Raw genomic sequence first — 24586 nt, forward strand, 5'->3', positions numbered from 1 at the left:
CGTCCCCCGTCAAATCCGCCGAGAATCGCCATTCGTCCTCACGACTTTAGGAGCATTTAATGATGCGTTTTTCCTCGACCTTCGCGCTTGCAGCATCCCTTACCCTTCTCTCCCTCGGCGCACAGGCCGCCGCCCCTTCGAACTGGCCTGCGGGCGCCAGGGACGCATTCGTCAAAGACTGCAGCTCAGCCGCCAGCCAGAACGTGGACATCAAAACCGCCAAAGCACACTGCGAATGCGGCGCCGACAAGATCAATGCTGAATTGAGCACCGCGGAAATCAAGGAACTCATGACCAACCAGAACGCGAGCCAGGCGCTTAAAAACAAAGCAGTCGCGGCTATTTCGTCCTGCAAAGTCGTGAAGAAAAAGTAAGAATCGCTGCAATTCGGATGGCAGTTTTTCGGTAAAAGCCCTCTTAAAACTGCCATTTCGCACAAAATACGCAGCTTTTACGGCTTTTTTTACCAGCTGATATTTCGTGCGAAAGCCCCGTAGATCGGGGCTTTCAGCCAACCGAAGGACTAAACCCGGGGCTATTGATTAGCAAACAGTGCCTTGGGGGGGCTCCCAAGCCGAACATTTCGACTATGATAGCCCTGTGTGCCCAGTTGGCCTGAGCAGCACAGCACTACTGAAAATATATGTTTCTTGGAGATACACCATGTCTAATCGCCAAACCGGCACCGTTAAATGGTTCAACGATGAAAAAGGCTTCGGCTTCATCACTCCTCAAGGTGGCGGTGACGACCTGTTCGTACACTTCAAAGCTATCGAAAGCGACGGTTTCAAAAGCCTGAAAGAAGGCCAAACCGTTTCCTTCGTGGCTGAGAAAGGCCAAAAGGGTATGCAAGCTGCACAGGTTCGCGGCGAGTAATTCTCCGCTGAGCTAAAAAAACCCCGTCCATGTGACGGGGTTTTTTATGGGCGCTGCAAAAGCCTGTGGCTATCAGCCGCAATTGACCCGGGTGATCACCAGGTTGTCGTCGGTGTTGAGGTTAAGGCGGTCGGAGCGGTATTCCAGGGTGATCATATCGTTAGGCTTGAGAATTCGGGCGTTCTGCGCACCGGCACGGGTACGCGCTTGCTCCAGCAACTGGGGCGAGGCTTTCTGGCCGATCGTGAACTCGGCGGCCTTCGCCTCACAGCGGCTATGACCGGCATCGGTCACGGCGGCATCTTTGGCTGGCTCAGAGGTACCCGGGGTGCTGCAACCCGCCAACGCGAGTGCCGCCAACAAAGTACCGAATGATGCGAGCTTCCAAGGCATGAAGCCTCCTATGATAAAAAATGGACAGAGATCGTGCGACAGCGATCAGGCGGATTGGTTTCAAGACGTAAATCGCCTGCTGGCAAGTCTGCCTGACTCAGGGCAGGCATTCGCCCGATCAATCGTCACCAGATATGAACGAATTCAGTAGATGTCGATGTAGTCAAACGGTGGCTTTGGCCAGTTCTGTTTCAAGGCATTGAAAATCTGTGTGACCCAGACCTCATCGCTGGCGGCCACGTTTCCGACGTAACCGGAGCCCTTGGCCCAGGTTTCCAGGCGAAACAGCAACCCATCGATATCGACGCCGCCGACGGCCTTGCCGGAGGAGATGTAGGCAATACCTGCCCTGGTGACTCGCAATTGAGTGTGTTCATCGTCACTGGCACTGGCAAGCAGTTGGCGCACGGCGGCCAGTGTCAGGTTCTCGGGGTTGTTCAAGTCGATCTGCACGCGGTGTTCCCCGGTCATTAAAACAGGCTGACAGTGTCGCACACTGCTTGCCTCATTTCGAAATACCTCATGCGTAAGTAGCAGTGCCAAACGCCGTACAAAATGCTTAACTGCCGACGTAAGAACCGCGTTTTAGCGCATCACCCCGTACTTCCAGCTCGTGAGACACCCATGACCACCGTAACGCTCCAAGCCGACATCAAAGCCAAGTGGCCCCAAGGGCAGAGTTCCTACAGCCCCGGAAGCCCGGAAGAATTGGCGATCATCGGTATCGACCTGTTGGTCAAGGAGTTGGGCACCCAGGCCGCGCAAGCGTTCATTGGCCAGGTTTTCGAGAAATACCCGGCCGATCACATGGGCGCACACAACCCCGGGCGCGATTAAGCACCGGCCGGCGAGCGCCGACCGGCAATCACCTTACTTCAGGCGCGCCAGGCGCTCGGTCAACAGATCGAAAAAGCCCTGGGCGTCGCCATTCTCAACCCAGAACACATTCTTTTCCTGCTTCAGGCCGTCATACCAATCGACGATGGTCTGGCCAAAGGTCGGCCCTTCGCGGCTGTCCACCACCATATTGGCCTGACGCCCGCTGAACAACGAAGGTTTGAGCAGATACGCGATGACTGTGGCGTCATGCACCGGGCCGCCAGGAATGCCGTAGTGCTCCATATCGCCTTTGACGTATTCATTGAGAATATCGCCAACGACTTTGCTCGCGTTGTTGTTGATGTCGGCGATCTTCTTCAGGCGCGCTTCACTGGTCAGCACCTTGTGGGTCACGTCCAACGGCAGATAGGTCAGCTTGACGCCGCTCTTGAGCACAATCTCGGCCGCGACCGGGTCGGCGAACAGGTTGAACTCGGCCACCGGCGTGATATTGCCGCCGTTGAAGTGCGCGCCGCCCATCACCACCACTTCCTTGATGCCCTGGGTGATCTCAGGCGCCTGGGTCAGCGCCAACGCCAGGTTGGTCTGCGGGCCAAGCATGGCGATGGTGATGCTGTGCGGCTTGGCGGTGCTCAGGGTCTTGATCAGGTAATCAACGGCATTGCCTTCGGCCAGGGCCTTTTTCGGCTCATGTACGGCGACACCGGAGATGCCTTCCTTGCCATGGATATTTTCGGCGTAGATCGGCGTGCGCAGCAGCGGTTTCGGTGCGCCCGCGTACACCGGGATGTCCTCTCGCCCTGCCCACTCACGAGCCAGGCGCGCGTTACGCGAGGTCTTGTCCAGGCGCACATTGCCGGCGACGGTGGTCAGCGCCCGAATGTTCAACTCCTCCGGGGAGGCCATGGCAAACAGCAAGGCCACTACATCGTCGGCACCTGGGTCGGTGTCGATGATCAGGTCGATTTTTTCCGCCGCTTGGGCGCTCACTGCGGTGAGTGCAGACAAAAGCAAAACACTCCGGAACAGATTTCTCAGGGTTGGAAGATTACGCGGCATGAAACACTCCTTGTCGTTGGGGAACTCTAGAACGTGACGCCGGACACCAGTGCGATATTGCAATAAGGCTGGCACTCGCCCGTGCGGACAATGGCACGCGCGCTGCGGCTCAGTTGCTTGAATGCGTCATGACTGAGCAGACGCCGCTCGCCGAGCGCCGCCTGGTCGGTCAGGGCATTGAGTGCGCTGAGTGCCGGCGGTTGCTTGAGCAGGATTTCTTCGGCCAGCACGTGGCTTTCCACCTGCATTTCGCTGAGCACAATGCGCAAGGTGCTGATGAAGTCGGGAATGCCCTGGGTCAGGGCCAAGTCGATCAACTCGACGCCCGGCGGCACGGGCAGGCCCGCATCACCGATAACCAGGATGTCGCCATGCCCGAGGGAGGCGATCAGGCGTGACAGGGCGATATTGAGCAGCGGTGTCTTTTTCATGAGGGCACAAAACCTTGAACGTCGTGCAGCGTAGGAATAGAGGGTTGCGCGCCGGCGCGGGTGACTGACAGCGCGGCCGCCACCTGACCAAAACGAATCGCCTCGGCTTCGCTTTTGCCATGGGCCAGCACTGCGGCAAAACCGCCGACGAACGTGTCGCCGGCAGCCGTGGTGTCCACCGCCTTGACGTTGGGCGCTGCCAGGTGCTCAAAACGGTTGCCATCGCTGAACAGCGCGCCCTGAGCGCCGAGGGTGATGATCACTTTAGCGGCGCCGGCCTTGATCAACTGCGCCGCGGCGAGCTTGGCGCTGTCCAGGGAGTCCACCGCCACGCCGCTCAGGGCGGTGGCTTCGCTCTCGTTGGGGATCAGGTAATCGATCGAGGCATACCACTGCGCCGGCAAAGGACCGCTGGCCGGGGCCGGATTGAGGATCACCGTCTTGCCCAGTTCACGCCCGCGCTTGAGCGCATACCCGACGGTCTCCAGCGGCACTTCAAGCTGACAGACGATTACGTCGGCGGCCTGCAACACCGCATCAGCCGCCTGCAACGAAGCGGGCGTCAGCTCACCGTTACTGCCGGCAACGATCACGATCGCGTTCTGGCTGCTGTCGTCCACCACAATCAACGCCACACCGCTGGACCCGTCGACACGGCTCACAGCCTGGCAATCGATGCCTTCGGCCAGCAACGCATCGCGCAATTGGATGCCGTAGGCGTCAGAGCCGATGCAGCCGATCATCGCCACCTCAGCCCCCAGCCGCGCCGATGCGACGGCCTGGTTCGCGCCCTTGCCACCGGGGACGGTGGAAAACGATTGGCCGATCAGGGTTTCACCGGCGCGGGGCAACCGGCTGGCGCGGGTGACCAGGTCCATGTTCAAGCTGCCTACTACCACTACTTTTGCTGGCATACATCAGTACTCATCAATTCGGTTCAGCGGTATTGGGCGAACACACCGGCAAGTGGCGCCGTCGACTCACGCAAGACAATACTCGGCGTCACGATGCGTTGATCGATCGGCAGTTGGGGGGTCGCAATTCGTCGCAGTAACAACTCGGCCGCCGTCTCGCCCAATTGCACGATCGACTGCCCGACCGTGGTCAGCGCCGGGTACACGTAGCGGCTCATTTGGATGTCATCGAAGCCGATCACCGACAATTCGCTCGGCACGCGGATGTTGCGCTCGGCTGCCGCACGCAACACGCCGAAACCGATCATGTCGTTGCTGGCGAAAATCGCGCTCGGCGGGTTTTCCGACAGCAACTTCACTGCCGCGGCATAACCGCCGGTGCTGGTGAAGTCGCTTTCCAGGGTGCGATTGGCGGCAACGTCGATACCCGCCTCGCGCAAAGCGCGGTGATACCCCGCCAGACGCATTTGTGCCACACGGGTATGGCCAGGGCCGCCGATGCAGGCGATGTCCCGATGGCCCAGTTCAAGTAAATGCCGGGTCGCCAGGTAGGCGCCCTGCTCGTGATCTATACGCACCAGGTCGACATCAATACCGTCCAACGCCCGGTCGACAATCACCATGGGCGTGCGGACCGCGCTCAAGCCCGCGGCCAGGCCGCTGTCGTCGCCGCCCACCGAGGTCACGATCAAGCCATCGACGCGCTTCTCCAGCAACACTCGCAAATAGCTGCGTTGCTTTTCGGCGTTGTCGTCGGAGTTGCAGAGGATCACGCAATAGCCATTACGCTCGCAGTAATCCTCGATCCCCCGGGCCAGCTCGGCGAAATACGGGTTGAGGCTGTTGGGCACAAGCAGGCCGATGGTGGCGGTGGTCTTGGCCTTGAGCGAACGCGCCACGGCGCTGGGCACATAGTCCAGTTGCTTGATCGCCGCTTCCACCTTGAGGCGCACCGGCTCGCTGACCGGGCGCGTCTTGTTCACCACATGCGACACGGTGGTGTAGGAAATACCTGCAAGTGCTGCCACATCCTTAATCGTCGCCATGGTTCAGCCCCGCCGACTGGCGCGTTGACTGCGGTAGGTATCGAGGACCACGGCAATCACAATCACGGCCCCGGTGATGATGCGCTTGGTGGGTTCGGTGGCACCGATCTGCGCCAGGCCAGCCGCCAATACCGAAATAATCAACACACCGAAGAACGTACTGATCACCGAGCCGCGCCCGCCCATCAGGCTGGTGCCGCCGATCACCACGGCCGCGATCACTTGCAGTTCCAGGCCGGACCCGGCGTTCGGGTCCGCCGCCTCCAGGCGCGATATCTGGAACAGCGCCGCAACACCCGCCAGCAGGCCCATCAGGCTGAACACCAGGATCTTGTAAGGTTTGGGATTGATCCCGGCCAGACGCACGGCTTCTTCATTGGTACCGATACCGATCAAGTAACGGCCGAATACCGTGCGAGTCAACACCAGTTGGGCGACGACGATCACCAGCAAAGCGATGATGAACGAAGGCGAAATCCCGAAGGCGATCGGATTGGACAGCCAGGCAAAGGAGTCACCGATATAAGCCGTGCGCGAGCCGGTCATCTGGTACGCCACGCCGCGTGCCATTTCCAGTACGCCAAGGGACACGATAAACGACGGAATCCGCCAGGCCACGGTGATCGAGCCGGTGATGGTGCCGGCCAGCGCGGCGCAGCCCATGCCGAGCACGGCGGCCGGCAACACGCTCCAACCCCAGCCGAGAATCGCCACGCTGACCGCCGACGCCGCCAGGGCCAGCACCGAGCCCACCGACAGGTCGATACCGCCGATGATCAGGATGAAGGTCATGCCCACCGCCAGCACCATCAGGTCCGGGATCTGGTTGGCCAGGGTGCTGAAGGTGTCGTAGGACAAGAAGTGATCGCTGAGCACCGAAAACAGCGCAATCATCGCCAGCAACGCACCCGCCAGCCCCAGGTAGGTGCCCAGGCCGTAAAAATTGCCGCCCGCTTTACCGGGGGAAGTTGTTGTTTTCATTGGGCATTCCTAAGCACTGTATCGTTGAGCAGCGCGTCACGTTTCTGATAGCCGGCGAAGGCGGCGGCAAGCAATTCATCCTGGGTCCAGCGGTCGCGCTCGAAGGTCTCGATCAACCGCCCGGCAGAGAGCACGCCGATGCGGTCACAGATCAACATCAGCTCGCGCAGGTCGCTGGACACCACCACCAGTGCTTTGCCCTGGCGGGTCAACTCGCCGAGCAAGGCGTAAATGTCGAACTTGGCCCCCACGTCGATGCCACGGGTCGGCTCATCGAACAGCATCACCGAGCAGTCGCGCTCCAGCCAGCGGCCAATCACGACTTTCTGCTGGTTACCGCCGGACAATTCGGACACCAACTGCGCCGGACTGGAACTGCGGATACGCATGGCGTCGATCTGACGCTTGGCCAGGGCGGTTTCGTCGCGACTATTTACCACACCGCCGCCGGAAATTTCCGGCATGTTGCCCAAGGCGATATTCGCGCTGATGGATTGCGTCAGCAGCAGGCCTTCGCCCTTGCGGTCTTCGGTGATCAAGGCGATGCCGTGGCCGACTGCGTCGACCGGCGAGCGAATGCTCACCACTTGGGCCGGCGCCCCCAGGGCAATGGTGCCGCTGTCGGCCAGGTCGGCACCGAAGATCAGGCGCAGCAATTCCGTGCGGCCGGCGCCGATCAGGCCGGAGATGCCATAGATCTCGCCGGCACGCACTTCAAAGGAGACGTCGCGGACCTTGTCCGCACGGGTCAGCCCTTTCACCGTCAAAGCCGGGCCGCCGATGGTACGGGGCCCCAGGTCAATGTGCTCGCCCAGCTCGCGGCCGACCATCAAGGTCACCAGTTGCTCGCTGTTGTAATTGGCCATCGGCTCGACGCAGACCAGTTTGCCGTCACGCAGTACTGCAATGCGTTGGGCGACACGGGCCAACTCTTCGAGCCGGTGCGAAATATAAATGATCGCCACGCCCCGGGCCTGCAGGCGGGTGATTTGCTCAAACAGCATCTCGACTTCACGGGCGGTCAACATAGCCGTGGGCTCGTCGAGAATCAGCACATGGCAGTCGCCGATCAGGTTGCGGGCGATCTCGACCATTTGCTGATGGCCAATACCCAGGCTGCCGACCAGGGTGTCCGGGTCGATCGCATCCAGGCCGACCTGCGCCATCGCTTCGATCGCCGCGCTACGCAGCTGCTTACGGCTGATCCAGCCACAGTGGCTGGGCAAGTTGTCCAGGAACAGGTTTTCGGCCACGGTCAGCGTCGGCAGCAGGTTGAGTTCCTGCATGACCATCCGCACGCCCAGCTCTTCGGCCTGGGTGCGACTGCCGGGGCGGTAGTCCTGACCGTTGAATTGCATGTGCCCGGCGGTCGGTGTGACCAGCCCGCCGATAATCTTCGACAAGGTACTTTTGCCTGCGCCGTTTTCACCGGTCAGCGCCAGCACTTCCCCGCGATTGAGCGTCAAGGTGATGTCGGACAGAACCGGCTGGGCATAAGTCTTACCGATACCGCTGACCGAGAGGACAGCGTTCGGGGCGGAAGATGACATAGGAAAATCTCCAGGCGTCCGCTCAGGGTGAGCGGACGCTGTTGGGTGCAGCCGGGATTACTTCTTGAGGACGAGTTCGACCGGGGTTTCGATCACGCCGTCTTGAGCGTCGACCTTCTCACCCTTGACCAGCTTGAGCGCGTTCTGGATACCGAACACGGCCTGCTGTGCGGCAGCCTGGTCGGCGGTCGCCAGGACACGGCCGTCCTGCAGCATCGGCTTGATCGCGGCGATGTTGTCGTAGCCTACGACCAGAACCTTGCCGGCTTTGCCTGCCGCACGCACGGCCGAGACGGCGCCCAGGGCCATGTTGTCGTTACCGGCCAACAGCGCCTTGAGGTCGGGGTATTCGCTCAGCATCGCAGAGGCGACCTTCTGGCCCTGGTCGATTTCCCAGTTGCCCGATTGGGTGGAGACGATCTTCATGCCGGCCGCGTCCATCGCATCCTTGTAGCCTGCGGTGCGCTGCTGCGCGTTGGTAGTGGTCGGTACGCCTTCGATGATGCCGACCTTGTCACCCGCCGCCAGTTGCTTGGCCAGGTAATCACCCACCAGCTTGGAGCCTTTGCGGTTGTCCGGGCCGACGAAGGGAATATCGAGGTTTTTGCTTTTCAGCACGCCCGGGTCCAGGCGGTTATCGATGTTGACGACCTTGATGCCGGCATCGGAGGCTTTTTTCAGCACGGTGACCAGTGCCTTGGAGTCAGCCGGTGCGATGACGATGGCGTTCACTTTGGCGAGGATCATCTGGTTGACGATATCGATCTGCGCGCTGGTATCGGTTTCGTTCTTGATACCGTTGGTGATCATGTCGAAATCAGCGGCGTGGGACTTCTGGTAGTCCTTCGCGCCCTCTTGCATGGTGACGAAGAATTCATTGGCAAGGGATTTCATCACCAGGCCGACCTTGGGTTTGGCAGCGGTGTCGGCGGCGAATGCAGAAGAGAGAGGCAGAGCAGCAGATGCGGCGGCAAGCACAGCGACAGCAAGAAGACGTCCAGCGAATGGCAGCTTCATGGGTTCACTCCGATCTTATGATTATTGGGAGCAACGCTTGCACCGAAGAACACTTCGGCAGCCCACCCACCCGGGCGACTGATACGAGCTTTCAAGACGTTCAGGGCGTACCCGCGAAACATCTCGCAAACGTTTGCGTTAAACAAACTATGAGAACCTTGCCAGGATTTGTCAACGGAAGAAAACCGCCCTCCATCCAAGCCCTCTAGCGCCTGCGTTCCAGCCTGTCTCGCGGGGTTATTAAACATCACCGTCGCCGGATCGTTCTCTAAAACGACAGGCAGTGCCGCCGATGTCATACGCCTCCGGCGACTATCCCGTCATTATTTTCGGACAACCGAACGCAACAGCCACGCTTTGTTCGGAAAGCCGGACAAGTGCATGGACAAACCTTCTTAAAGATAATTTTAATTTGTTTTAAATCAACACCTTAGATAATAAACACGAAGGCGTTCAGGCTGGTACAAATCCTGCTCCCTTCCTGCACCTCGAGGCGTTCAGAACCGCCCGAGCGCTCTAGATGAACTTGCTACCGCACTCATCAAAAACCAGAGAGAAAAATAATGAAATCTGCACTGAAGACCTTTGTTCCGGGCGCACTCGCCCTCCTGCTGCTGTTCCCCGTTGCCGCTCAGGCAAAAGAAGTCGAAACCAAAGCCAAACTCTCCAACGTGGTGATCCTCGCCACCGGCGGCACCATTGCCGGCGCTGGCGCCAGCACCGCTAACAGCGCCACCTACCAGGCAGCCAAAGTCGGCATCGAGCAATTGATCGCCGGTGTTCCCGAGCTTAGCCAGATCGCCAATGTGCGCGGCGAGCAAGTCATGCAAATTGCCTCCGAAAGCATCAATAACGAAAACCTGCTGCAATTGGGTCGCCGCGTCGCCGAACTGGCTGACAGCAAGGACGTCGACGGCATCGTGATCACCCACGGCACCGATACCCTGGAAGAAACCGCTTACTTCCTGAACCTGGTGGAAAAAACCGACAAACCCATCATTGTTGTCGGCTCGATGCGCCCAGGTACCGCCATGTCGGCAGACGGCATGCTCAACCTGTACAACGCCGTCGCCGTCGCCGGCAGCAAGGATGCCCGCGGCAAGGGCGTGCTGGTGACCATGAACGACGAGATCCAGTCGGGTCGCGACGTGAGCAAGATGGTCAACATCAAGACCGAAGCGTTCAAGAGCCCATGGGGCCCGTTGGGCATGGTGGTTGAAGGCAAATCCTACTGGTTCCGCCTGCCGGCCAAGCGTCACACCATGGACTCCGAGTTCGACATCAAGACCATCAAGAGCCTGCCCGACGTCGAAATTGCCTACGGCTACGGCAACGTAAGCGACACTGCCGCCAAAGCCCTGGCCCAGGCCGGCGCCAAAGCCATCATCTTTGCAGGCACCGGCAACGGCTCGGTGTCCTCCAAGGTCGTCCCGGCCCTGCAGGAACTGCGCAAGCAAGGCGTGCAGATCATTCGCTCGTCCCACGTGAATGCCGGCGGTTTCGTGCTGCGCAACGCCGAACAGCCTGACGACAAGTACGACTGGGTGGCTGCCCACGACCTGAACCCGCAGAAAGCGCGGATTCTGGCGATGGTTGGCCTGACCAAGACCCAGGACAGCAAAGAGCTGCAACGGATGTTCTGGGAATACTGATTCCTGGTAACACCTGTGCAGGGGCGGATTCGCCCGCCCCTGCTTCCCCGCAAAACCCTCGCTACATATCTCCCCGCCCTACATCAATTCGCTTGAATCACTGTCAGACGAGCTTGTTGAATTTTAAGCAGTTGCGAAATCGCCTACAGTTAAATACTGTATGCACGTACAGCTTACTAAGGAATACTCCGTGGCAAAGTCCTCTTCCGCAGCGCCAACCCCGCCTGATGCTTACGAACGTCTGGCCCTTCGTGTGCAAAAGATCATCAATTCGACCAACGCCCAGAAAGCCAAGGCAGCCTTGATCTTCCGCCTGCCGGATGAACCGGAGGACGAATGGCAACGTCTGCTGGAGGAAATTGCGGAGAACGACAACGTCACACTCGCCTACCGGGACGACGGTGGCGTGCAGATTTTCTGGGTTGTGCCGAAGGAAGATTGATTCAATGAGTGTCCGTTTTACTGCTGTGTTTTTGTGCCTGTTTTTTGCCATCGCCGCCCACGCCCAAGCGCCCCGAACGTTCAGCGAAGCCAAGAAAATCGCCTGGAAACTCTACGCACCACAATCCACCGAGTTCTATTGCGGCTGCAAATACACGGGCAACCGCGTAGACCTGAAAGCCTGCGGCTACATCCCACGCAAAAACGCCAGCCGCGCCGCGCGCATCGAATGGGAACATATCGTGCCGGCCTGGCAGATCGGGCATCAGCGCCAGTGCTGGCAGAATGGCGGGCGCAAGAACTGTACGCGGTATGACGACGTGTTCAAACGCGCCGAAGCCGACCTGCACAACCTCGTGCCGAGCATCGGCGAGGTCAATGGCGACCGGAACAACTTCAGTTTTGGCTGGCTGCCGGTGCAAAGCGGGCAGTACGGTTCATGCCTGACCCAGGTCGACTTCAAGGCCAAGAAGGTGATGCCGCGTCCGTCCATTCGCGGGATGATCGCACGGACGTATTTTTACATGAGTAAACAATACGGCTTGCGCCTGTCGAAACAGGATCGCCAACTGTACGAAGCCTGGAACAAGACCTATCCGGTGCAGACCTGGGAGCGCCAACGCAATCAGACGGTAGCCTGCGTGATGGGGCGCGGCAACGAGTTCGTCGGCCCGGTGAATCTGAAAGCCTGCAACTGAAACCGAGCGGGAAAAATCGGTATTTTCCCGCCCAATCGGCCGGTTACTGCGCGACCTTGTGTTCGATGATCTGCGACTCGGTGTCGTTTTTCTTGGCACGGGCAAGTTTTTCCGTCAGCAAGGCCTGTTTGGCTTCAGCCTCGGCCCTGGTTTGGAATGGCCCCAACAGCACCACATCCTTGCCGTCTTCCTTCACGATATAAAAATTGAAACCATGCTCCAGCAACCAGGCGGTCAGGTCGGTGATCGCCTGCAGCTTGTGATCCGGCGGACCCACGCGCAGGTCCCACTCCTGAGCGGCAATCGCACCGGTTTGCGGCTGGCTTTCAGTCACGGCGGGCTTGGCCCTGGGCTCTTCGACACGCTTGCCTTCACCGCAACCGGCCAATGCCAACACCGCCATTGCCATCGCTACTTTACGCACTGCCCTGCTCCTTTAAGGATAAAGAGGCAACTTTATCATCCACTGTCTATTCTGGCCGTCATAAACGTTGGGTTAAACAATGCGAATCATGTATCGCAGACCTGTATGATGACGCCATGGGAATTAATGTCGCCTCTATGCGTCCTAAAAGAGGCAGTCACAGGGAAGCGCTTAGCAGTAAGCTACACACATCCGACACCTGCCCTGTCTGAAACATGTGTCCTTAAAAGTAATCAAGGAGAAGTCCATGCTGATACTCACCCGTAAAGTTGGTGAAAGCATAAACATCGGTGATGACATTACGATCACCATCCTGGGCGTCAGCGGCCAGCAAGTACGAATCGGCATCAATGCACCGAAGGATGTTGCCGTGCATCGCGAGGAAATCTACCAGCGCATCCAGGCCGGCCTGACGGCGCCGGATAAAAACCAGACGCCTTGAAGCACCTTCAGTAGCCAGCCTTTTCGTTCACGGTCACGGCTGGCGAAAACCCTATTGGCCTGCTCGCGTTCTTGTCGCGCTCAGCGTATCCGGTCCTTTCATCGTCGCTAAAAAGATGAAACTGTCATTACGCCCGGAACTTGTTACATGATTTGCAGCCGAACCTCGTGAGAACCTCTTCCGCCATACGAGTGCACTCAGGAGCACATCGATGAGGCCTAGCACGAAGCGACCTTTTGCCGCCCGTTCCTGGATGATCGCCCTGTTCATCGGGCTCGTCTTTGCAGGATTGGAATGCGGCTTGAGGTTCGAAATCAAAGACATCTACGTCACCGATGTACCGTCATGGCTGGACTTGACGCTGTTGCTCGGCGGCTACCTGTTTGTGTTCTGCCTCAAGCCGATCCAGAAAACCGTCCAGCGCAAAATGTGCCAGCGCGCAGCTCCCGGCGAACACCGGAGAACTACCCACTGACGGCTGATGCCTGGCTATCAGATCGCCGGTATTTACAGCCCTGCAGCAGCACCTATGCTTGGCCTTGCACGGTCGGCTGAAAGGCGTTGAAGCAGATGGACACCCTGAGCAAATCCCAAATCGAATCTGCACTGGCATCGCGCTTGCCCAGCTATAAGGTCGTCTGCACATTACATGCTGACGGCACCCTCTCAGCCATTCTCAGCGGCCCGAACACCGACCACTTCGCAATCACCGGCATCGTGCGCGCGCACTATCGCGGCGAAGAAGCGATTGCCCGACTTGCCAATGAGATACTCAGAGAGATGGTGCTGTCGCGCCAGGGCGTGAAAAATTATCCTTTGCACACGCCCGGCGCCCCAGGCACGTGTGAAGAAGGCCACGGCCGATAGAACGCGCGCCCTGCTCCTCTCACTCCATTCGGCGCTCGACGCGCAGCAGGCCTTCAGCGTCGCGCCGCACCTGAAACTGCTCATACCCGTCGATCCAGGCATGCGCAGTCACCATGGGTGCCAGGTGCGTCGAGGTCACGACCATCACATCCGCGCCCGCCGCCTCCCCCGCTCGGATCCCCACCGTCGCATCTTCGAACACCAGACAGTCCTGGGCCGCGACACCCAGACGTTGCGCACCCAGCCTATAGCAGGCGGGATCCGGCTTGCCGTTGGCGACATCCTCGGCCGTCACCCACACCGCCGGCGGACTGATGCCCGCCGCCTGTAGGCGCCGCAGCGCCAACTCCCTGGGGGCGGACGTCACCAACGCCCATTGATCGCTGGGCACATCATTCAAGAACGCAACGGCACCGGGAATCGCCACCACACCCTCGACATCATTCAGCTCGGCCTCGGTGATCCATTGCGCCTCAGCCTCAGGATCGACCCCAGGCAACGCCTGACGCCTGATCGTATCGATCGCCCGCGCGCCATGAATGGTGGTCAGGAACGCCGCCACATCCAGGCCATGACGTTCAGCCCAGATACTCCACACCCGTTCGGCAGCCGCAATGGAGTTGAGCAAGGTGCCATCCATATCGAACAGGAAGGCGCGATAACGCTGGGCAAATACGGCTGAACCGGGGATGGGCACGGTGTGGCTTCCTCGCAGGCGACGACAAAAATAGACTCGAGGCAATCTACGGATCACCTCGACGCTTGTAAACGCCAACAGCGCTCACGCGACGCATCCCCGGCGCTACAGCGGCAGCGCCCAGGACGGGGCGACGTGTTTCGAGTGGTTTTTTCCAAGGCGGGAGAATTGTTGCTGCAGACCGACAAACCGTGTGAGCAATCGCCTTGTGTCGGCCCGGCGTGAAGATTCTCATTCAGCCACTACACTCAACAAAGCAACCGCACGCTTTGTGCACCGTTCAGGGCAATATTGCCGACAAAGAGGCTAGCCACTATGTACGCCGGACAAACGCATATGGAAACGTTCAATGGCGAAATTCTCGGCCAGATGTTCGTCCAGATCATCTGTCTGCTAGCGGTGGCTCAGCTTTTCTTCTGATCGCCCGCTTCACCGTCCGCCGCGAACGGGGCGTGGCGAAACTGCGCGCAAATTTCAGGCAACAAAAAAGGGCCCACCTTTCGGTGAGCCCTTCCAGACCGCCCAGCAGAGCGGATTTTGTTTGGTAGGCGCGATTGGACTCGAACCAACGACCCCCACCATGTCAAGGTGGTGCTCTAACCAACTGAGCTACGTGCCTGCTGTGAGGCGGCATTCTACGGAATTCCGGAGGGCTGTCAACATCTTTTTTGCAGCTAACCCTATGAATATGCGAATTTTTTATTTTCGGCCCGTACACCCGTATTTTTCGGGCGGCTGGCAGGCGATTTTCAACTCAGGTAGGATCGGGGCACTCGTAAAAAATATAAAACAGAGGTTCCAGGATGGCGAACACCCCCTACCCCCAGTCGTATTACGCCGCGTCGGCGAATGCGGCTCCGCCTCGCCCAGTGCTGCAAGGTGAAGTCGAAACCGATGTGTGCGTGATCGGTGCTGGCTACACCGGGCTCTCCAGCGCGCTGTTTCTGCTGGAGAACGGTTTTCGCGTGACAGTCCTGGAGGCGGCTAAGGTAGGGTTTGGCGCGTCTGGCCGCAACGGCGGGCAGATCGTCAACAGCTACAGCCGCGATATCGATGTGATCGAGCGCAGCGTCGGGCCGAAGCAGGCGCAGTTGCTGGGACAGATGGCGTTCGAGGGCGGCAGGATCATTCGTGAGCGGATCGCCAAGTACCAGATTCAGTGCGATCTGAAGGACGGTGGAGTATTCGCCGCGCTGAACAGCAAGCACATGGGTCACCTGGAGTCGCAGAAGCGCTTGTGGGAGCGTTATGGCCATACGCAGCTGGAGTTGCTGGACGAGCGGCGCATCCGCGAGGTGGTGGCCTGTGACAATTACGTCGGCGGCCTGCTGGACATGAGCGGCGGACATATCCACCCGCTCAACCTGGCGCTGGGCGAAGCAGCAGCCGTAGAGTCCCTCGGCGGCACGATTTATGAGCAGTCAGCCGCATTGTGCATCGAGCGCGGCGCCACCCCAGTAGTACACACCGCCGAGGGCAAGGTCAGGGCGAAGTTCATCATCGTCGCCGGCAATGCCTACCTGGGGAACCTGGTGCCGGAATTGGCGGCCAAATCGATGCCGTGCGGCACGCAGGTGATCACCACCGCACCGCTGGGGGACGAGCTGGCCAAAACGCTATTGCCACAGGACTACTGCGTCGAAGATTGCAACTACCTGCTCGACTACTACCGCCTGACCAGTGACAAACGCCTGATCTTCGGCGGTGGCGTGGTCTATGGCGCGCGGGACCCGGCCAATATCGAAGCAATCATCCGCCCGAAGATGCTCAAGGCCTTCCCGCAACTCAAGGATGTGAAGATTGACTACGCCTGGACCGGCAATTTCCTGCTGACCCTGTCGCGCTTGCCGCAAGTCGGTCGCCTGGGCGACAACATCTATTACTCCCAAGGCTGCAGCGGCCACGGCGTGACGTACACGCACCTGGCGGGCAAGGTACTGGCAGAGGCCCTTCGAGGCCAGGCAGAGCGTTTTGACGCGTTTGCCGACCTGCCGCACTACCCGTTCCCCGGCGGGCAACTGCTGCGCACGCCGTTTGCCGCGATGGGCGCCTGGTATTACGGGCTACGGGATAAGCTGGGGTTCTGATGGGAAGGCTTGCCTGGGATGCTGGCACGGCGCACTCAGCCGACGCCATCACCGGCAAGCTTGCGTCCACAGAGGCTGAGGTAGCTTGCCGACACGCGCTGATCAATGCTGAATCGCAGACACAAAAAACCCCGGTCTTTCGACCAGGGTCTTTGCTATCGGGTCAAAGGCAGCCAACGGCTTTCTTTGTGCTGCAAGGCGTTCAGTGGGCCTTGAAGCAGATATGGCGCAGCGGACGGGACTCGAACCCGCGACCCCCGGCGTGACAGGCCGGTATTCTAACCGACTGAACTACCGCTGCGTATCGCTTGACCGACCGAGCGTAAACCCTCGACCGTCTTTAAACATCTGGCTGATCAGCCTTGGCTGTTCAACCTCAAGCCCGACGAATCGAACCTGGAAAATATGGCGCAGCGGACGGGACTCGAACCCGCGACCCCCGGCGTGACAGGCCGGTATTCTAACCGACTGAACTACCGCTGCGCGTCGGTGCAACCTTTAACGTTGCGTCTTACCCTAGGGCAAAACTCTCAAGAAGTGGTGGGTGATGACGGGATCGAACCGCCGACCCTCTGCTTGTAAGGCAGATGCTCTCCCAGCTGAGCTAATCACCCTTTGCTTCGTTGAGGCCGCGAAATTTACGCAGATAGCGGACCTAAGTCAATAGCCTGCTTGAAGTTTTTCTGAAAAAGACAAAATAGTTTCAAGACGGCTACCCACCCTACTCGCTGTAAATCATCTTCTTGCTCATGCCGCCGTCCACCACAAACTCCTGGCCGGTGACAAACCCGGCCTGGCGCGACAGCAGCCATGCCACCAGCGCCGCCACGTCCTCCACCGTGCCAACCCTGCCCGTCGGATGCTGGGCGTGGTCGGCGTCGGTCAGCGGCTCTGCGCGACGGGCTGCCGGATCACGCGCATCGATCCAGCCAGGGCTGACGGCGTTGACCCGCACTTCCGGGCCAAGGCTCATCGCCAAGGCGTGTGTCAGGGCCAGCACGCCGCCCTTGCTCGCCGCGTAGGCTTCGGTGTCCGGCTCCGACTGCCGAGCCCGGGTCGAGGCCAGGTTGACGATCGCACCGCCATGGGCGCGCAGGTAAGGCGCACAGTGCTTGGCCAACAGCATCGGGCCGCTGAGGTTCACCGCCAGCACGCGATTCCAGGAGGCCAGGTCAAGGCTTTCAAGGGTGATATTGCGCGGGTCGGCCACCGCCGCATTGCACACCAATGCGTCCAGGCGCCCGAACTGCCCGAGCACTTCAGCGACGCCCTGGGCGACTTGCTTCTCGTCGGCCACGTCCATGGTGATAAACCAGGCGTTCTCGCCGAGCACCTTGGAGACCTTGGAGCCGCGCTCGCGGTCCAGGTCGGCCAACACCACCTGCCAGCCTTCGCTGATCAGCCACGCCGCGATCCCCAGGCCAATGCCCCGGGCAGCGCCCGTCACCAGCGCGACGCGGCCGTTACCGCCCGCAGCCGCTTCCATGGACCACTCGATCACAAGGCCGCCAGCCCACGGGCCAGATCAGCCTGCAAGTCAGCGACGTCTTCAAGCCCCACCGCAACACGGATCAGGCTGTCGCGAATACCCGCCGCTTCCCGCTCCTGCGGCGCCAGGCGGCCGTGGGACGTGGTGCCGGGATGGGTAATGGTGGTCTTGCTGTCACCCAGGTTGGCGGTGATCGAGATCAGGCGCGTCGCGTCGATAAAGCGCCAGGCGCCCTCTTTGCCGCCTTTCACTTCAAAACTCACCACCGCACCGAAGCCGCGCTGCTGGCGCTGGGCCAATGCGTGCTGCGGATGGCTCTTGAGGCCGGCGTAATGAACCTTCTCGATACCGTCCTGCTGCTCCAGCCACTCGGCCAGGGCCTGGGCATTGGCACAATGGGCTTTCATCCGCAGGCTGAGGGTCTCCAGGCCCTTGAGGAAGATCCATGCATTGAACGGGCTCAGGGTCGGGCCGGCCGTGCGCAGAAAACCCACCACTTCTTTCATCTGCTCGCTACGCCCCGCCACCACACCGCCCATGCAACGGCCTTGGCCGTCGATGAACTTGGTCGCCGAATGCACGACAACATCCGCACCCAGCTTCAACGGCTGTTGCAACGCCGGCGTACAGAAGCAGTTGTCGACCACCAGCATGGCGCCTTTGGCATGCGCGACTTGCGACAGCGCGGCGATGTCCACCAACTCGGCCAGCGGGTTGGACGGCGACTCGACGAACAGCAGCTTGGTATTGGCTTTGATTGCCGCATCCCAGCCGGAAAGATCCGCCAAAGGCACGTAGTCCACTTCAATACCGAAGCGCTTGAAATACTTCTCAAACAGGCTGATGGTCGAACCGAACACGCTGCGCGACACCAGCACATGGTCGCCGGCGCTGCACAAGCTCATGACCACCGCCAGGATCGCCGCCATGCCGGTCGCCGTGGCGACCGCCTGCTCAGCGCCTTCCAGTGCGGCGATACGCTCTTCGAACGCGCGCACGGTCGGGTTGGTGTAACGGGAATAGACGTTGCCCGGCACTTCACCGGCAAAACGCGCAGCGGCGTCGGCAGCGGTGCGGAACACATAGCTGGAGGTGAAGAACATCGGATCACCGTGCTCGCCTTCCGGCGTGCGGTGCTGACCGGCGCGCACAGCCAGGGTATCGAAAGCTACGCCATCGAGGTCGCTGTCCAACCGACCGGCATCCCATTCCTGACTCATGCTGCGACTCCTTACTCAATGCTTTGTTTAAGATACAAAACCGGCCCCTCAGGGCCGGTGTTCACTCAATTGTTGTACAGATCGATGATCGCACTGACCGCCTGGGTCTTGATCTTCGACGAGTCGTTACGCGCCTGCTCGATCTTGTTCAGGTAAGCCTCATCGACATCACCGGTCACGTATTTGCCGTCGAACACCGCGCAGTCGAACTGCTCGATCTTGATCTTGCCACCGCCGACCGCTTCGATCAGGTCGGAAAGGTCCTGATAGATCAGCCAATCGGCGCCGATCAGGTCGGCTACGTCCTGGGTCGTGCGGTTGTGGGCGATCAGCTCGTGGGCGCTCGGCATGTCGATACCGTACACGTTCGGGTAACGCACGGCAGGCGCGGCGGAGCAGAAGTACACGTTCTTCGCGCCAGCTTCGCGGGCCATCTGGATGATCTGCTTGCAGGTGGTGCCACGCACGATGGAGTCATCCACCAGCATCACATTCTTGCCGCGGAATTCCAGTTCGATGGCATTGAGCTTCTGGCGTACCGACTTCTTGCGCGCCGCCTGGCCAGGCATGATGAACGTGCGGCCGATGTAGCGGTTCTTGACGAAGCCTTCACGGAACTTGACGCCCAAGTGGTTGGCCAGCTCCAGCGCAGCGGTACGGCTGGTATCCGGGATCGGGATCACCACGTCGATATCGTGCTGAGGGCGCTCGCGCAGGATCTTGTCGGCCAGCTTCTCGCCCATGCGCAGGCGCGCCTTGTACACCGAAACGCCGTCGATGATCGAATCCGGACGCGCCAGGTAGACGTGTTCGAAGATGCACGGGGTGAGTTTCGGCGCAACAGCGCACTGGCGGGTGTGCAACTTGCCATCTTCGGTGATGTACACCGCTTCGCCCGGTGCCAGGTCGCGGATCAGGGTGAAGCCCAGCACGTCCAGGGACACGCTTTCGGAGGCGATCATGTACTCGACGCCTTCATCGGTGTGACGCTGACCGAACACGATCGGACGGATGCCGTGCGGGTCACGGAAACCGACGATGCCATAACCGGTGACCATCGCCACTACCGCGTAACCACCGACGCAACGGTTATGCACGTCGGTGACGGCGGCAAACACGTCTTCTTCGGTCGGCTGCAGCTTGCCGCGCTGGGCCAGCTCGTGAGCGAACACGTTGAGCAGCACTTCCGAGTCAGAGTTGGTGTTGACGTGACGCAGGTCAGATTCGTAAATCTCCTTGGCCAGCTGTTCAACGTTGGTCAGGTTACCGTTATGCGCCAGGGTGATGCCGTAAGGCGAGTTGACGTAAAACGGTTGAGCTTCGGCCGAGGTCGAGCTACCGGCAGTCGGGTAACGCACATGGCCAATGCCCATGTGCCCGACGAGGCGCTGCATGTGACGCTGATGGAACACGTCACGTACCAGACCATTGTCCTTGCGCAGGAATAACCGGCCGTCGTGGCTGGTCACAATACCGGCAGCGTCCTGGCCGCGGTGCTGGAGGACGGTTAGCGCGTCATACAGCGCCTGATTGACGTTCGACTTACCGACGATACCGACGATGCCACACATGCGACGCAACCCCTACTTAATGAATCTTGACTGAACACTGCTTACTGAGGCGTTTTGGCCGGTAAGAGGTGCTCCTTGAACGGAAGATCAGCGGGTATGCTGATCCCGCTGGCCAGCCACTGACTGCTCCACCCCAAAATGAGGTTCTTGGACCAATCTGCAACCAATAGAAATTTTGGCACGAGTACCGACTCCTGCCACCACGAATCCTGCTGTACTGGCCCCAGGCTCAACAGCCCGACCGCCACGACCACCAGCAACGCGCCACGCGCAGCGCCGAAGGCCATGCCGAGAAATCGATCGGTCCCGGAGAGGCCGGTGACACGTATCAACTCGCCAATAAGATAATTGACCATTGCTCCCACCAGCAGCGTGGCGATGAACATGATGGCGCAGCCCGCGATGACGCGAGCCGAAGGTGTCTCGATGTACCCGCTCAAGTAGACCGACAGCGAACCGCCGAACATCCAGGCGACGACTCCTGCAATGATCCAGGTCAGCAACGACAGTGCTTCTTTTACGAAGCCGCGGCTTAGACTGATCAAAGCGGAGATGGCGACGATTGCGACGATCGCCCAATCAACCCAGGTAAATGGCACGGTGCAGCCTACAGACGGATAAGGCGGCGCATTTTAGCAGAGCGCCGGGCTATCGGTAAGCTGTGATTGCGGGTGCTTTGCAAAACAATAGTTTGTGACGAGTTAAGCGCATTTCAAGGCCCGCACAAAACCAAAGTGGAAGGGGGCTGGCTCCCGATGGCGGTGGGTCAGTCAGCACAACCGATACTGATCGACCGCCATCGGGGGCAAGCCCCCTCCCACATTTGACTGCATTCCAAGCTGAAAGCGGCGTGAACTCAGCCGCGCTCAGGCTGGAAACGCACCACAAAACCGTTGAGATTCTGCTGACGCCCCAACAAATCGCGCAGGCGGTCCGCTTCGGCACGCTCGATCAACGGCCCGATAAACACGCGGTTCTTGCCGTCGGCGCTGCGGATGTAAGCGTTGTAGCCCTGACTGCGCAGTTTTTTCTGCAAGGCCTCGGCGCTTTCGCGATTGGCCAGGCTGGCCAACTGGATCGACCAACTGATCGGCAGGCCATTCGGGTCGATGCGGCTCTGACCCACGTCCGGTTTGCCCGGCGCGGCAGGCTGCGGCACGACCGGCTTGGGGGCAGGCGCTGGCGCGGCAGGCTTGGCAGCGACGGCAGGCGCCGGCTTGACCACAGGCACACTCGGCTGCACCGGCATCGAAGGGGCCGGCTGCGCGGCCAATTCCTCATCGGCCGGCACCGGCTCTTCTTCAGGCAATGCCTGCGGCTCAGGCACCACCACCGGCTCAACCTGCACCTGAGGCACGACCGGCGCCTGGGGCGCTGCCGGGGCCTCAACGACCACCTGGCGCTGTTCGTCCTGACGGGAAAACAGCATCGGCAGGAAAATCACCGCCAAGGCCACCAGCACCAGGGCGCCGACCATCCGCTGCTTGTATGCGCTATCCAGTAATGCCATGTGCAGCTTCCTCCGTGGAGCGCCGGGCCAACCATTCGAGCGCCTCGGCAACACAATAAAATGACCCGAACAACAGAATCTCATCCTCGGGCGTGGCAACCGCACACTGCGCTTCAAGGGCCGCAGTGACACTTGCATACGACGCCACGCGCGCACCAAGGTTCTGCAAGGCCACCTCAAGCTCGGCGGCCGGACGGCTGCGCGGCGTGTCCAGGGGCGCCACGGCCCAGGCCTGGACATTCCCCAGCAACGGCGTCACTACGCCCTCCAGATCCTTGTCGGCCAGCAAGCCGAACACCGCCAGGCGGCGACCGACCGGCGCTGTACGCGACAGGCGTTGCGCGAGGTATTCGGCGGCGTGGGGGTTGTGCCCCACATCCAGCAGCAGGTTCAGGCGCTTGCCCTGCCAATCGAAGGCTCGGCGATCGAGACGCCCAACGATCCGCGTCGCCAGCAATGTACGAGCAATCTGCGCAGGATTCCACGGCAGATCCAATAGCAGATAGGCTTGCAGGGCGAGCGCGGCGTTTTCCATCGGCAGGTTCAGCAGCGGCAGGTCATGCAACGCCACGAGCTGGCCGCGCGCATCACGCCCGCGCCACTGCCAATGCTCAGCACCGACCTCAAGATTGAACTCACGCCCGCGCAGGAAGAATGGGCAATCCAGCTCCCGCACCCGGTCGAGCAACGTCTGCGGCGGGTCCAGGTCACCGCACAGCGCAGGCTTGCCCTGGCGGAAGATGCCGGCCTTTTCATAGGCCACGGACTCACGGGTATCGCCCAGGTAGTCGACATGGTCGACACCGATGCTGGTGACCAGCGCCAGGTCGGCATCCACCACGTTGACCGTATCCAGGCGCCCGCCCAGGCCCACTTCAAGCACGACCACGTCCAGGCGCGCCCGTTCGAACAGCCAGAACGCCGCCAGAGTGCCCATCTCGAAGTACGTCAGGGAAATCTCACCGCGCCCGGCATCGAGCGCGGCGAAGGCTTCGCAGAGCTGCTCGTCAGTGGCTTCCACACCATTGAGTTGCACCCGCTCGTTGTAGCGCAGCAGGTGCGGCGAGCTGTACACGCCGACCTTCAGGCCTTGGGCCTGCAGCAGCGCTGCGACAAAGGCACAGGTCGAGCCCTTGCCGTTGGTCCCCGTCACCGTGATCACTCGCGGCGCCGGGAGGCCCAACCCGAGGCGGGCCGCTACCTGTTGCGAGCGCTCCAGGCCCATGTCGATGGCGGACGGATGCAACTGCTCAAGGTAGGCGAGCCATTCGCCCAGGGTACGTTGGGTCATAGGTTTGCAGGCACCGGCGGCACGACGATCGGTTCAACCTTCGGCGCGATGTAGACCGGCGTCGGCAGGCCCATCATTTGCGCGAGCAGGCTACCCAGGCGTGGACGCAACTCGCCACGGGCGATGATCATGTCGATCGCACCGTGCTCCAGCAGGAATTCGCTGCGCTGGAAGCCTTCCGGCAGTTTTTCGCGAACGGTCTGCTCGATCACACGCGGGCCGGCAAAGCCGATCAGGGCCTTGGGCTCGCCGACGATCACGTCGCCCAGCATCGCCAGGCTGGCGGAAACACCGCCGTACACCGGATCGGTCAGCACGGAGATGAACGGAATGCCCTCTTCCCGCAGACGCGCCAGCACCGCGGAGGTCTTGGCCATTTGCATCAGGGAGATCAGGGCTTCCTGCATGCGCGCACCACCGGAGGCTGCGAAGCAGATCATCGGGCAGCGGTTTTCCAGGGCGTAGTTGGCGGCGCGCACGAAACGCTCGCCGACGATGGCACCCATGGAACCGCCCATGAAGGAGAACTCAAACGCCGACACCACGACCGGCATGCCCAGCAGCTTGCCGCTGACCGAAATCAGCGCGTCTTTCTCACCGGTCTGCTTCTGTGCAGCGGTCAGGCGGTCCTTGTACTTCTTGCCGTCACGGAACTTGAGGCGGTCAACCGGCTCCAGGTCCGCGCCCAGCTCGTTACGGCCGTCGGCGTCGAGGAAAATGTCGATGCGCGCGCGAGCGCCGATACGCATGTGGTGGTTGCACTTAGGGCAAACGTCCAGGGTCTTTTCCAGCTCCGGGCGGTACAACACCGCGTCGCAGGATGGGCATTTGTGCCACAGACCTTCAGGAACCGAGCTTTTTTTCACCTCGGAACGCATGATCGAAGGGATCAGTTTGTCTACTAACCAGTTGCTCATGCTTTCTTTCTCCAGTACCGGTGGCTTGAACACAGCCCCGCGTATGCCCTTGAGCTAAATTCATATGTGGCGATGACACATGCAGGACGGGGTCAGACGTTCGACCAGCCATTTCCCGCATGTTTCCTCAGCCTTCCAGACAACCTGCCCGTGCAGGGTTGCCACTTCATTTC

28 protein-coding genes and 4 tRNA genes are annotated in these 24586 nt (G+C 60.3%); 10 read left to right on the forward strand and 22 right to left on the reverse strand.

Annotated elements, in window-relative coordinates; genetic code table 11:
* Positions 1 to 59: 59 nt before the first annotated feature.
* Positions 60 to 374 carry a hypothetical protein gene (locus PverR02_RS21455; RefSeq protein WP_079444380.1) on the forward strand — a complete coding sequence of 105 codons (315 nt, stop codon included), beginning with the start codon at positions 60 to 62 and terminating at the stop codon, positions 372 to 374.
* A 289-nt stretch (positions 375 to 663) separates the two neighbouring features.
* Positions 664 to 876, forward strand: a complete 213-nt coding sequence (locus tag PverR02_RS21460; protein ID WP_003234260.1) for a cold-shock protein — start codon at positions 664 to 666, stop codon at positions 874 to 876.
* A 72-nt stretch (positions 877 to 948) separates the two neighbouring features.
* On the opposite strand, the gene PverR02_RS21465 is transcribed toward PverR02_RS21460, so the two are convergent.
* Together PverR02_RS21465 and PverR02_RS21470 are read right to left on the reverse strand one after the other, a co-directional pair.
* On the reverse strand, positions 949 to 1269 hold the full coding sequence (locus PverR02_RS21465) for an I78 family peptidase inhibitor (protein ID WP_017847669.1): 321 nt from the start codon (positions 1267 to 1269) through the stop codon (positions 949 to 951).
* A gap of 144 nt (positions 1270 to 1413) precedes the next feature.
* Positions 1414 to 1722 (reverse strand): hypothetical protein, encoded by a 309-nt coding sequence (locus PverR02_RS21470; RefSeq protein ID WP_026140116.1) that lies wholly within the window; start codon positions 1720 to 1722, stop codon positions 1414 to 1416.
* 171 nt (positions 1723 to 1893) lie between these two features.
* Between PverR02_RS21470 and PverR02_RS21475 the strand changes: the two genes are divergently transcribed.
* A complete protein-coding gene (locus tag PverR02_RS21475) occupies positions 1894 to 2106 on the forward strand; it encodes a hypothetical protein (RefSeq protein WP_017847671.1) in 213 nt (70 codons plus the stop codon).
* 33 nt (positions 2107 to 2139) lie between these two features.
* On the opposite strand, the gene PverR02_RS21480 is transcribed toward PverR02_RS21475, so the two are convergent.
* From PverR02_RS21480 to PverR02_RS21510, 7 genes are read right to left on the reverse strand one after another with little or no spacing between them, the layout of a single operon-like run.
* Positions 2140 to 3168: a nucleoside hydrolase gene (locus PverR02_RS21480; RefSeq protein WP_046382653.1), complete on the reverse strand. Its 1029-nt coding sequence runs from the start codon at positions 3166 to 3168 to the stop codon at positions 2140 to 2142.
* A 26-nt stretch (positions 3169 to 3194) separates the two neighbouring features.
* Positions 3195 to 3599, reverse strand: coding sequence for a D-ribose pyranase (gene rbsD / locus PverR02_RS21485; protein WP_046382652.1), 405 nt, complete (start codon positions 3597 to 3599; stop codon positions 3195 to 3197).
* Entirely contained in the window at positions 3596 to 4513 is a 918-nt protein-coding gene (gene rbsK / locus PverR02_RS21490; protein ID WP_079444381.1) for a ribokinase, read from the reverse strand. The genes rbsD and rbsK overlap by 4 nt, the downstream gene beginning before the upstream one ends.
* A gap of 23 nt (positions 4514 to 4536) precedes the next feature.
* Complete coding sequence (locus PverR02_RS21495; protein WP_057005675.1) at positions 4537 to 5559, reverse strand: LacI family DNA-binding transcriptional regulator; 1023 nt, start codon at positions 5557 to 5559, stop codon at positions 4537 to 4539.
* A 3-nt stretch (positions 5560 to 5562) separates the two neighbouring features.
* Complete coding sequence (locus PverR02_RS21500) at positions 5563 to 6540, reverse strand: ABC transporter permease (RefSeq protein WP_046382649.1); 978 nt, start codon at positions 6538 to 6540, stop codon at positions 5563 to 5565.
* Complete coding sequence (locus PverR02_RS21505; RefSeq protein ID WP_079444382.1) at positions 6537 to 8090, reverse strand: sugar ABC transporter ATP-binding protein; 1554 nt, start codon at positions 8088 to 8090, stop codon at positions 6537 to 6539. Before PverR02_RS21505 ends, PverR02_RS21500 begins: the two co-directional genes overlap by 4 nt.
* A gap of 57 nt (positions 8091 to 8147) precedes the next feature.
* Entirely contained in the window at positions 8148 to 9107 is a 960-nt protein-coding gene (locus tag PverR02_RS21510) for a sugar ABC transporter substrate-binding protein (protein ID WP_026140120.1), read from the reverse strand.
* 563 nt (positions 9108 to 9670) lie between these two features.
* On the opposite strand from PverR02_RS21510, the gene PverR02_RS21515 reads away from it, so the two are divergent.
* The 3 genes from PverR02_RS21515 to PverR02_RS21525 all read left to right on the forward strand — a co-directional run bounded on the left by PverR02_RS21515 (position 9671) and on the right by PverR02_RS21525 (position 11898).
* Complete coding sequence (locus tag PverR02_RS21515; RefSeq protein ID WP_017847679.1) at positions 9671 to 10759, forward strand: asparaginase; 1089 nt, start codon at positions 9671 to 9673, stop codon at positions 10757 to 10759.
* Positions 10760 to 10949: 190 nt separating this feature from the next.
* A complete protein-coding gene (locus tag PverR02_RS21520) occupies positions 10950 to 11201 on the forward strand; it encodes a DUF1654 domain-containing protein (protein WP_017847680.1) in 252 nt (83 codons plus the stop codon).
* A 4-nt stretch (positions 11202 to 11205) separates the two neighbouring features.
* Positions 11206 to 11898, forward strand: coding sequence for an endonuclease (locus PverR02_RS21525; protein ID WP_057005677.1), 693 nt, complete (start codon positions 11206 to 11208; stop codon positions 11896 to 11898).
* A gap of 43 nt (positions 11899 to 11941) precedes the next feature.
* On the opposite strand, the gene PverR02_RS21530 is transcribed toward PverR02_RS21525, so the two are convergent.
* Positions 11942 to 12322 (reverse strand): hypothetical protein, encoded by a 381-nt coding sequence (locus PverR02_RS21530; RefSeq protein WP_026140121.1) that lies wholly within the window; start codon positions 12320 to 12322, stop codon positions 11942 to 11944.
* Positions 12323 to 12569: 247 nt separating this feature from the next.
* Between PverR02_RS21530 and csrA the strand changes: the two genes are divergently transcribed.
* The 3 genes from csrA to PverR02_RS21545 all read left to right on the forward strand — a co-directional run bounded on the left by csrA (position 12570) and on the right by PverR02_RS21545 (position 13631).
* A complete protein-coding gene (gene csrA / locus PverR02_RS21535; RefSeq protein WP_003192511.1) occupies positions 12570 to 12764 on the forward strand; it encodes a carbon storage regulator CsrA in 195 nt (64 codons plus the stop codon).
* Positions 12765 to 12975: 211 nt separating this feature from the next.
* Positions 12976 to 13239: a hypothetical protein gene (locus PverR02_RS21540; protein ID WP_046382646.1), complete on the forward strand. Its 264-nt coding sequence runs from the start codon at positions 12976 to 12978 to the stop codon at positions 13237 to 13239.
* Positions 13240 to 13334: 95 nt separating this feature from the next.
* Positions 13335 to 13631, forward strand: coding sequence for a hypothetical protein (locus PverR02_RS21545; RefSeq protein ID WP_017847684.1), 297 nt, complete (start codon positions 13335 to 13337; stop codon positions 13629 to 13631).
* Positions 13632 to 13650: 19 nt separating this feature from the next.
* Here PverR02_RS21545 and PverR02_RS21550 read toward each other — a convergent pair whose 3' ends face one another.
* Entirely contained in the window at positions 13651 to 14328 is a 678-nt protein-coding gene (locus PverR02_RS21550) for an HAD family hydrolase (RefSeq protein ID WP_079444383.1), read from the reverse strand.
* A 542-nt stretch (positions 14329 to 14870) separates the two neighbouring features.
* Positions 14871 to 14947 (reverse strand) — tRNA-Val (locus PverR02_RS21555).
* Between the two features lie 184 nt (positions 14948 to 15131).
* Between PverR02_RS21555 and PverR02_RS21560 the strand changes: the two genes are divergently transcribed.
* A complete protein-coding gene (locus PverR02_RS21560; RefSeq protein WP_079444384.1) occupies positions 15132 to 16415 on the forward strand; it encodes an NAD(P)/FAD-dependent oxidoreductase in 1284 nt (427 codons plus the stop codon).
* Positions 16416 to 16639: 224 nt separating this feature from the next.
* On the opposite strand, the gene PverR02_RS21565 is transcribed toward PverR02_RS21560, so the two are convergent.
* From PverR02_RS21565 to accD, 10 genes are all read right to left on the reverse strand, one after another.
* A tRNA-Asp gene (locus PverR02_RS21565) sits at positions 16640 to 16716 on the reverse strand.
* Positions 16717 to 16821: 105 nt separating this feature from the next.
* Positions 16822 to 16898: transfer RNA gene (locus PverR02_RS21570), tRNA-Asp, on the reverse strand.
* Between the two features lie 55 nt (positions 16899 to 16953).
* A tRNA-Val gene (locus PverR02_RS21575) sits at positions 16954 to 17029 on the reverse strand.
* Between the two features lie 107 nt (positions 17030 to 17136).
* On the reverse strand, positions 17137 to 17901 hold the full coding sequence (locus PverR02_RS21580) for an SDR family oxidoreductase (RefSeq protein WP_017847688.1): 765 nt from the start codon (positions 17899 to 17901) through the stop codon (positions 17137 to 17139).
* Positions 17902 to 17912: 11 nt separating this feature from the next.
* The gene (locus tag PverR02_RS21585; protein WP_017847689.1) at positions 17913 to 19124 is read right to left on the reverse strand and encodes an O-succinylhomoserine sulfhydrylase; all 1212 of its coding nucleotides are present in this window, start codon (positions 19122 to 19124) and stop codon (positions 17913 to 17915) included.
* A 65-nt stretch (positions 19125 to 19189) separates the two neighbouring features.
* Positions 19190 to 20695 carry an amidophosphoribosyltransferase gene (gene purF / locus PverR02_RS21590; RefSeq protein ID WP_017847690.1) on the reverse strand — a complete coding sequence of 502 codons (1506 nt, stop codon included), beginning with the start codon at positions 20693 to 20695 and terminating at the stop codon, positions 19190 to 19192.
* A gap of 41 nt (positions 20696 to 20736) precedes the next feature.
* A complete protein-coding gene (locus tag PverR02_RS21595) occupies positions 20737 to 21294 on the reverse strand; it encodes a CvpA family protein (RefSeq protein WP_057005681.1) in 558 nt (185 codons plus the stop codon).
* Between the two features lie 257 nt (positions 21295 to 21551).
* The gene (locus PverR02_RS21600; protein WP_046382642.1) at positions 21552 to 22205 is read right to left on the reverse strand and encodes an SPOR domain-containing protein; all 654 of its coding nucleotides are present in this window, start codon (positions 22203 to 22205) and stop codon (positions 21552 to 21554) included.
* A complete protein-coding gene (folC, locus tag PverR02_RS21605; protein WP_079444385.1) occupies positions 22189 to 23496 on the reverse strand; it encodes a bifunctional tetrahydrofolate synthase/dihydrofolate synthase in 1308 nt (435 codons plus the stop codon). Before folC ends, PverR02_RS21600 begins: the two co-directional genes overlap by 17 nt.
* A complete protein-coding gene (accD, locus tag PverR02_RS21610; RefSeq protein WP_046382640.1) occupies positions 23493 to 24413 on the reverse strand; it encodes an acetyl-CoA carboxylase, carboxyltransferase subunit beta in 921 nt (306 codons plus the stop codon). Before accD ends, folC begins: the two co-directional genes overlap by 4 nt.
* Between the last annotated feature and the right edge of the window lie 173 nt (positions 24414 to 24586).

Origin of the sequence: Pseudomonas veronii (assembly GCF_002028325.1) — a bacterium.
Lineage (GTDB): Bacteria > Pseudomonadota > Gammaproteobacteria > Pseudomonadales > Pseudomonadaceae > Aquipseudomonas > Aquipseudomonas veronii.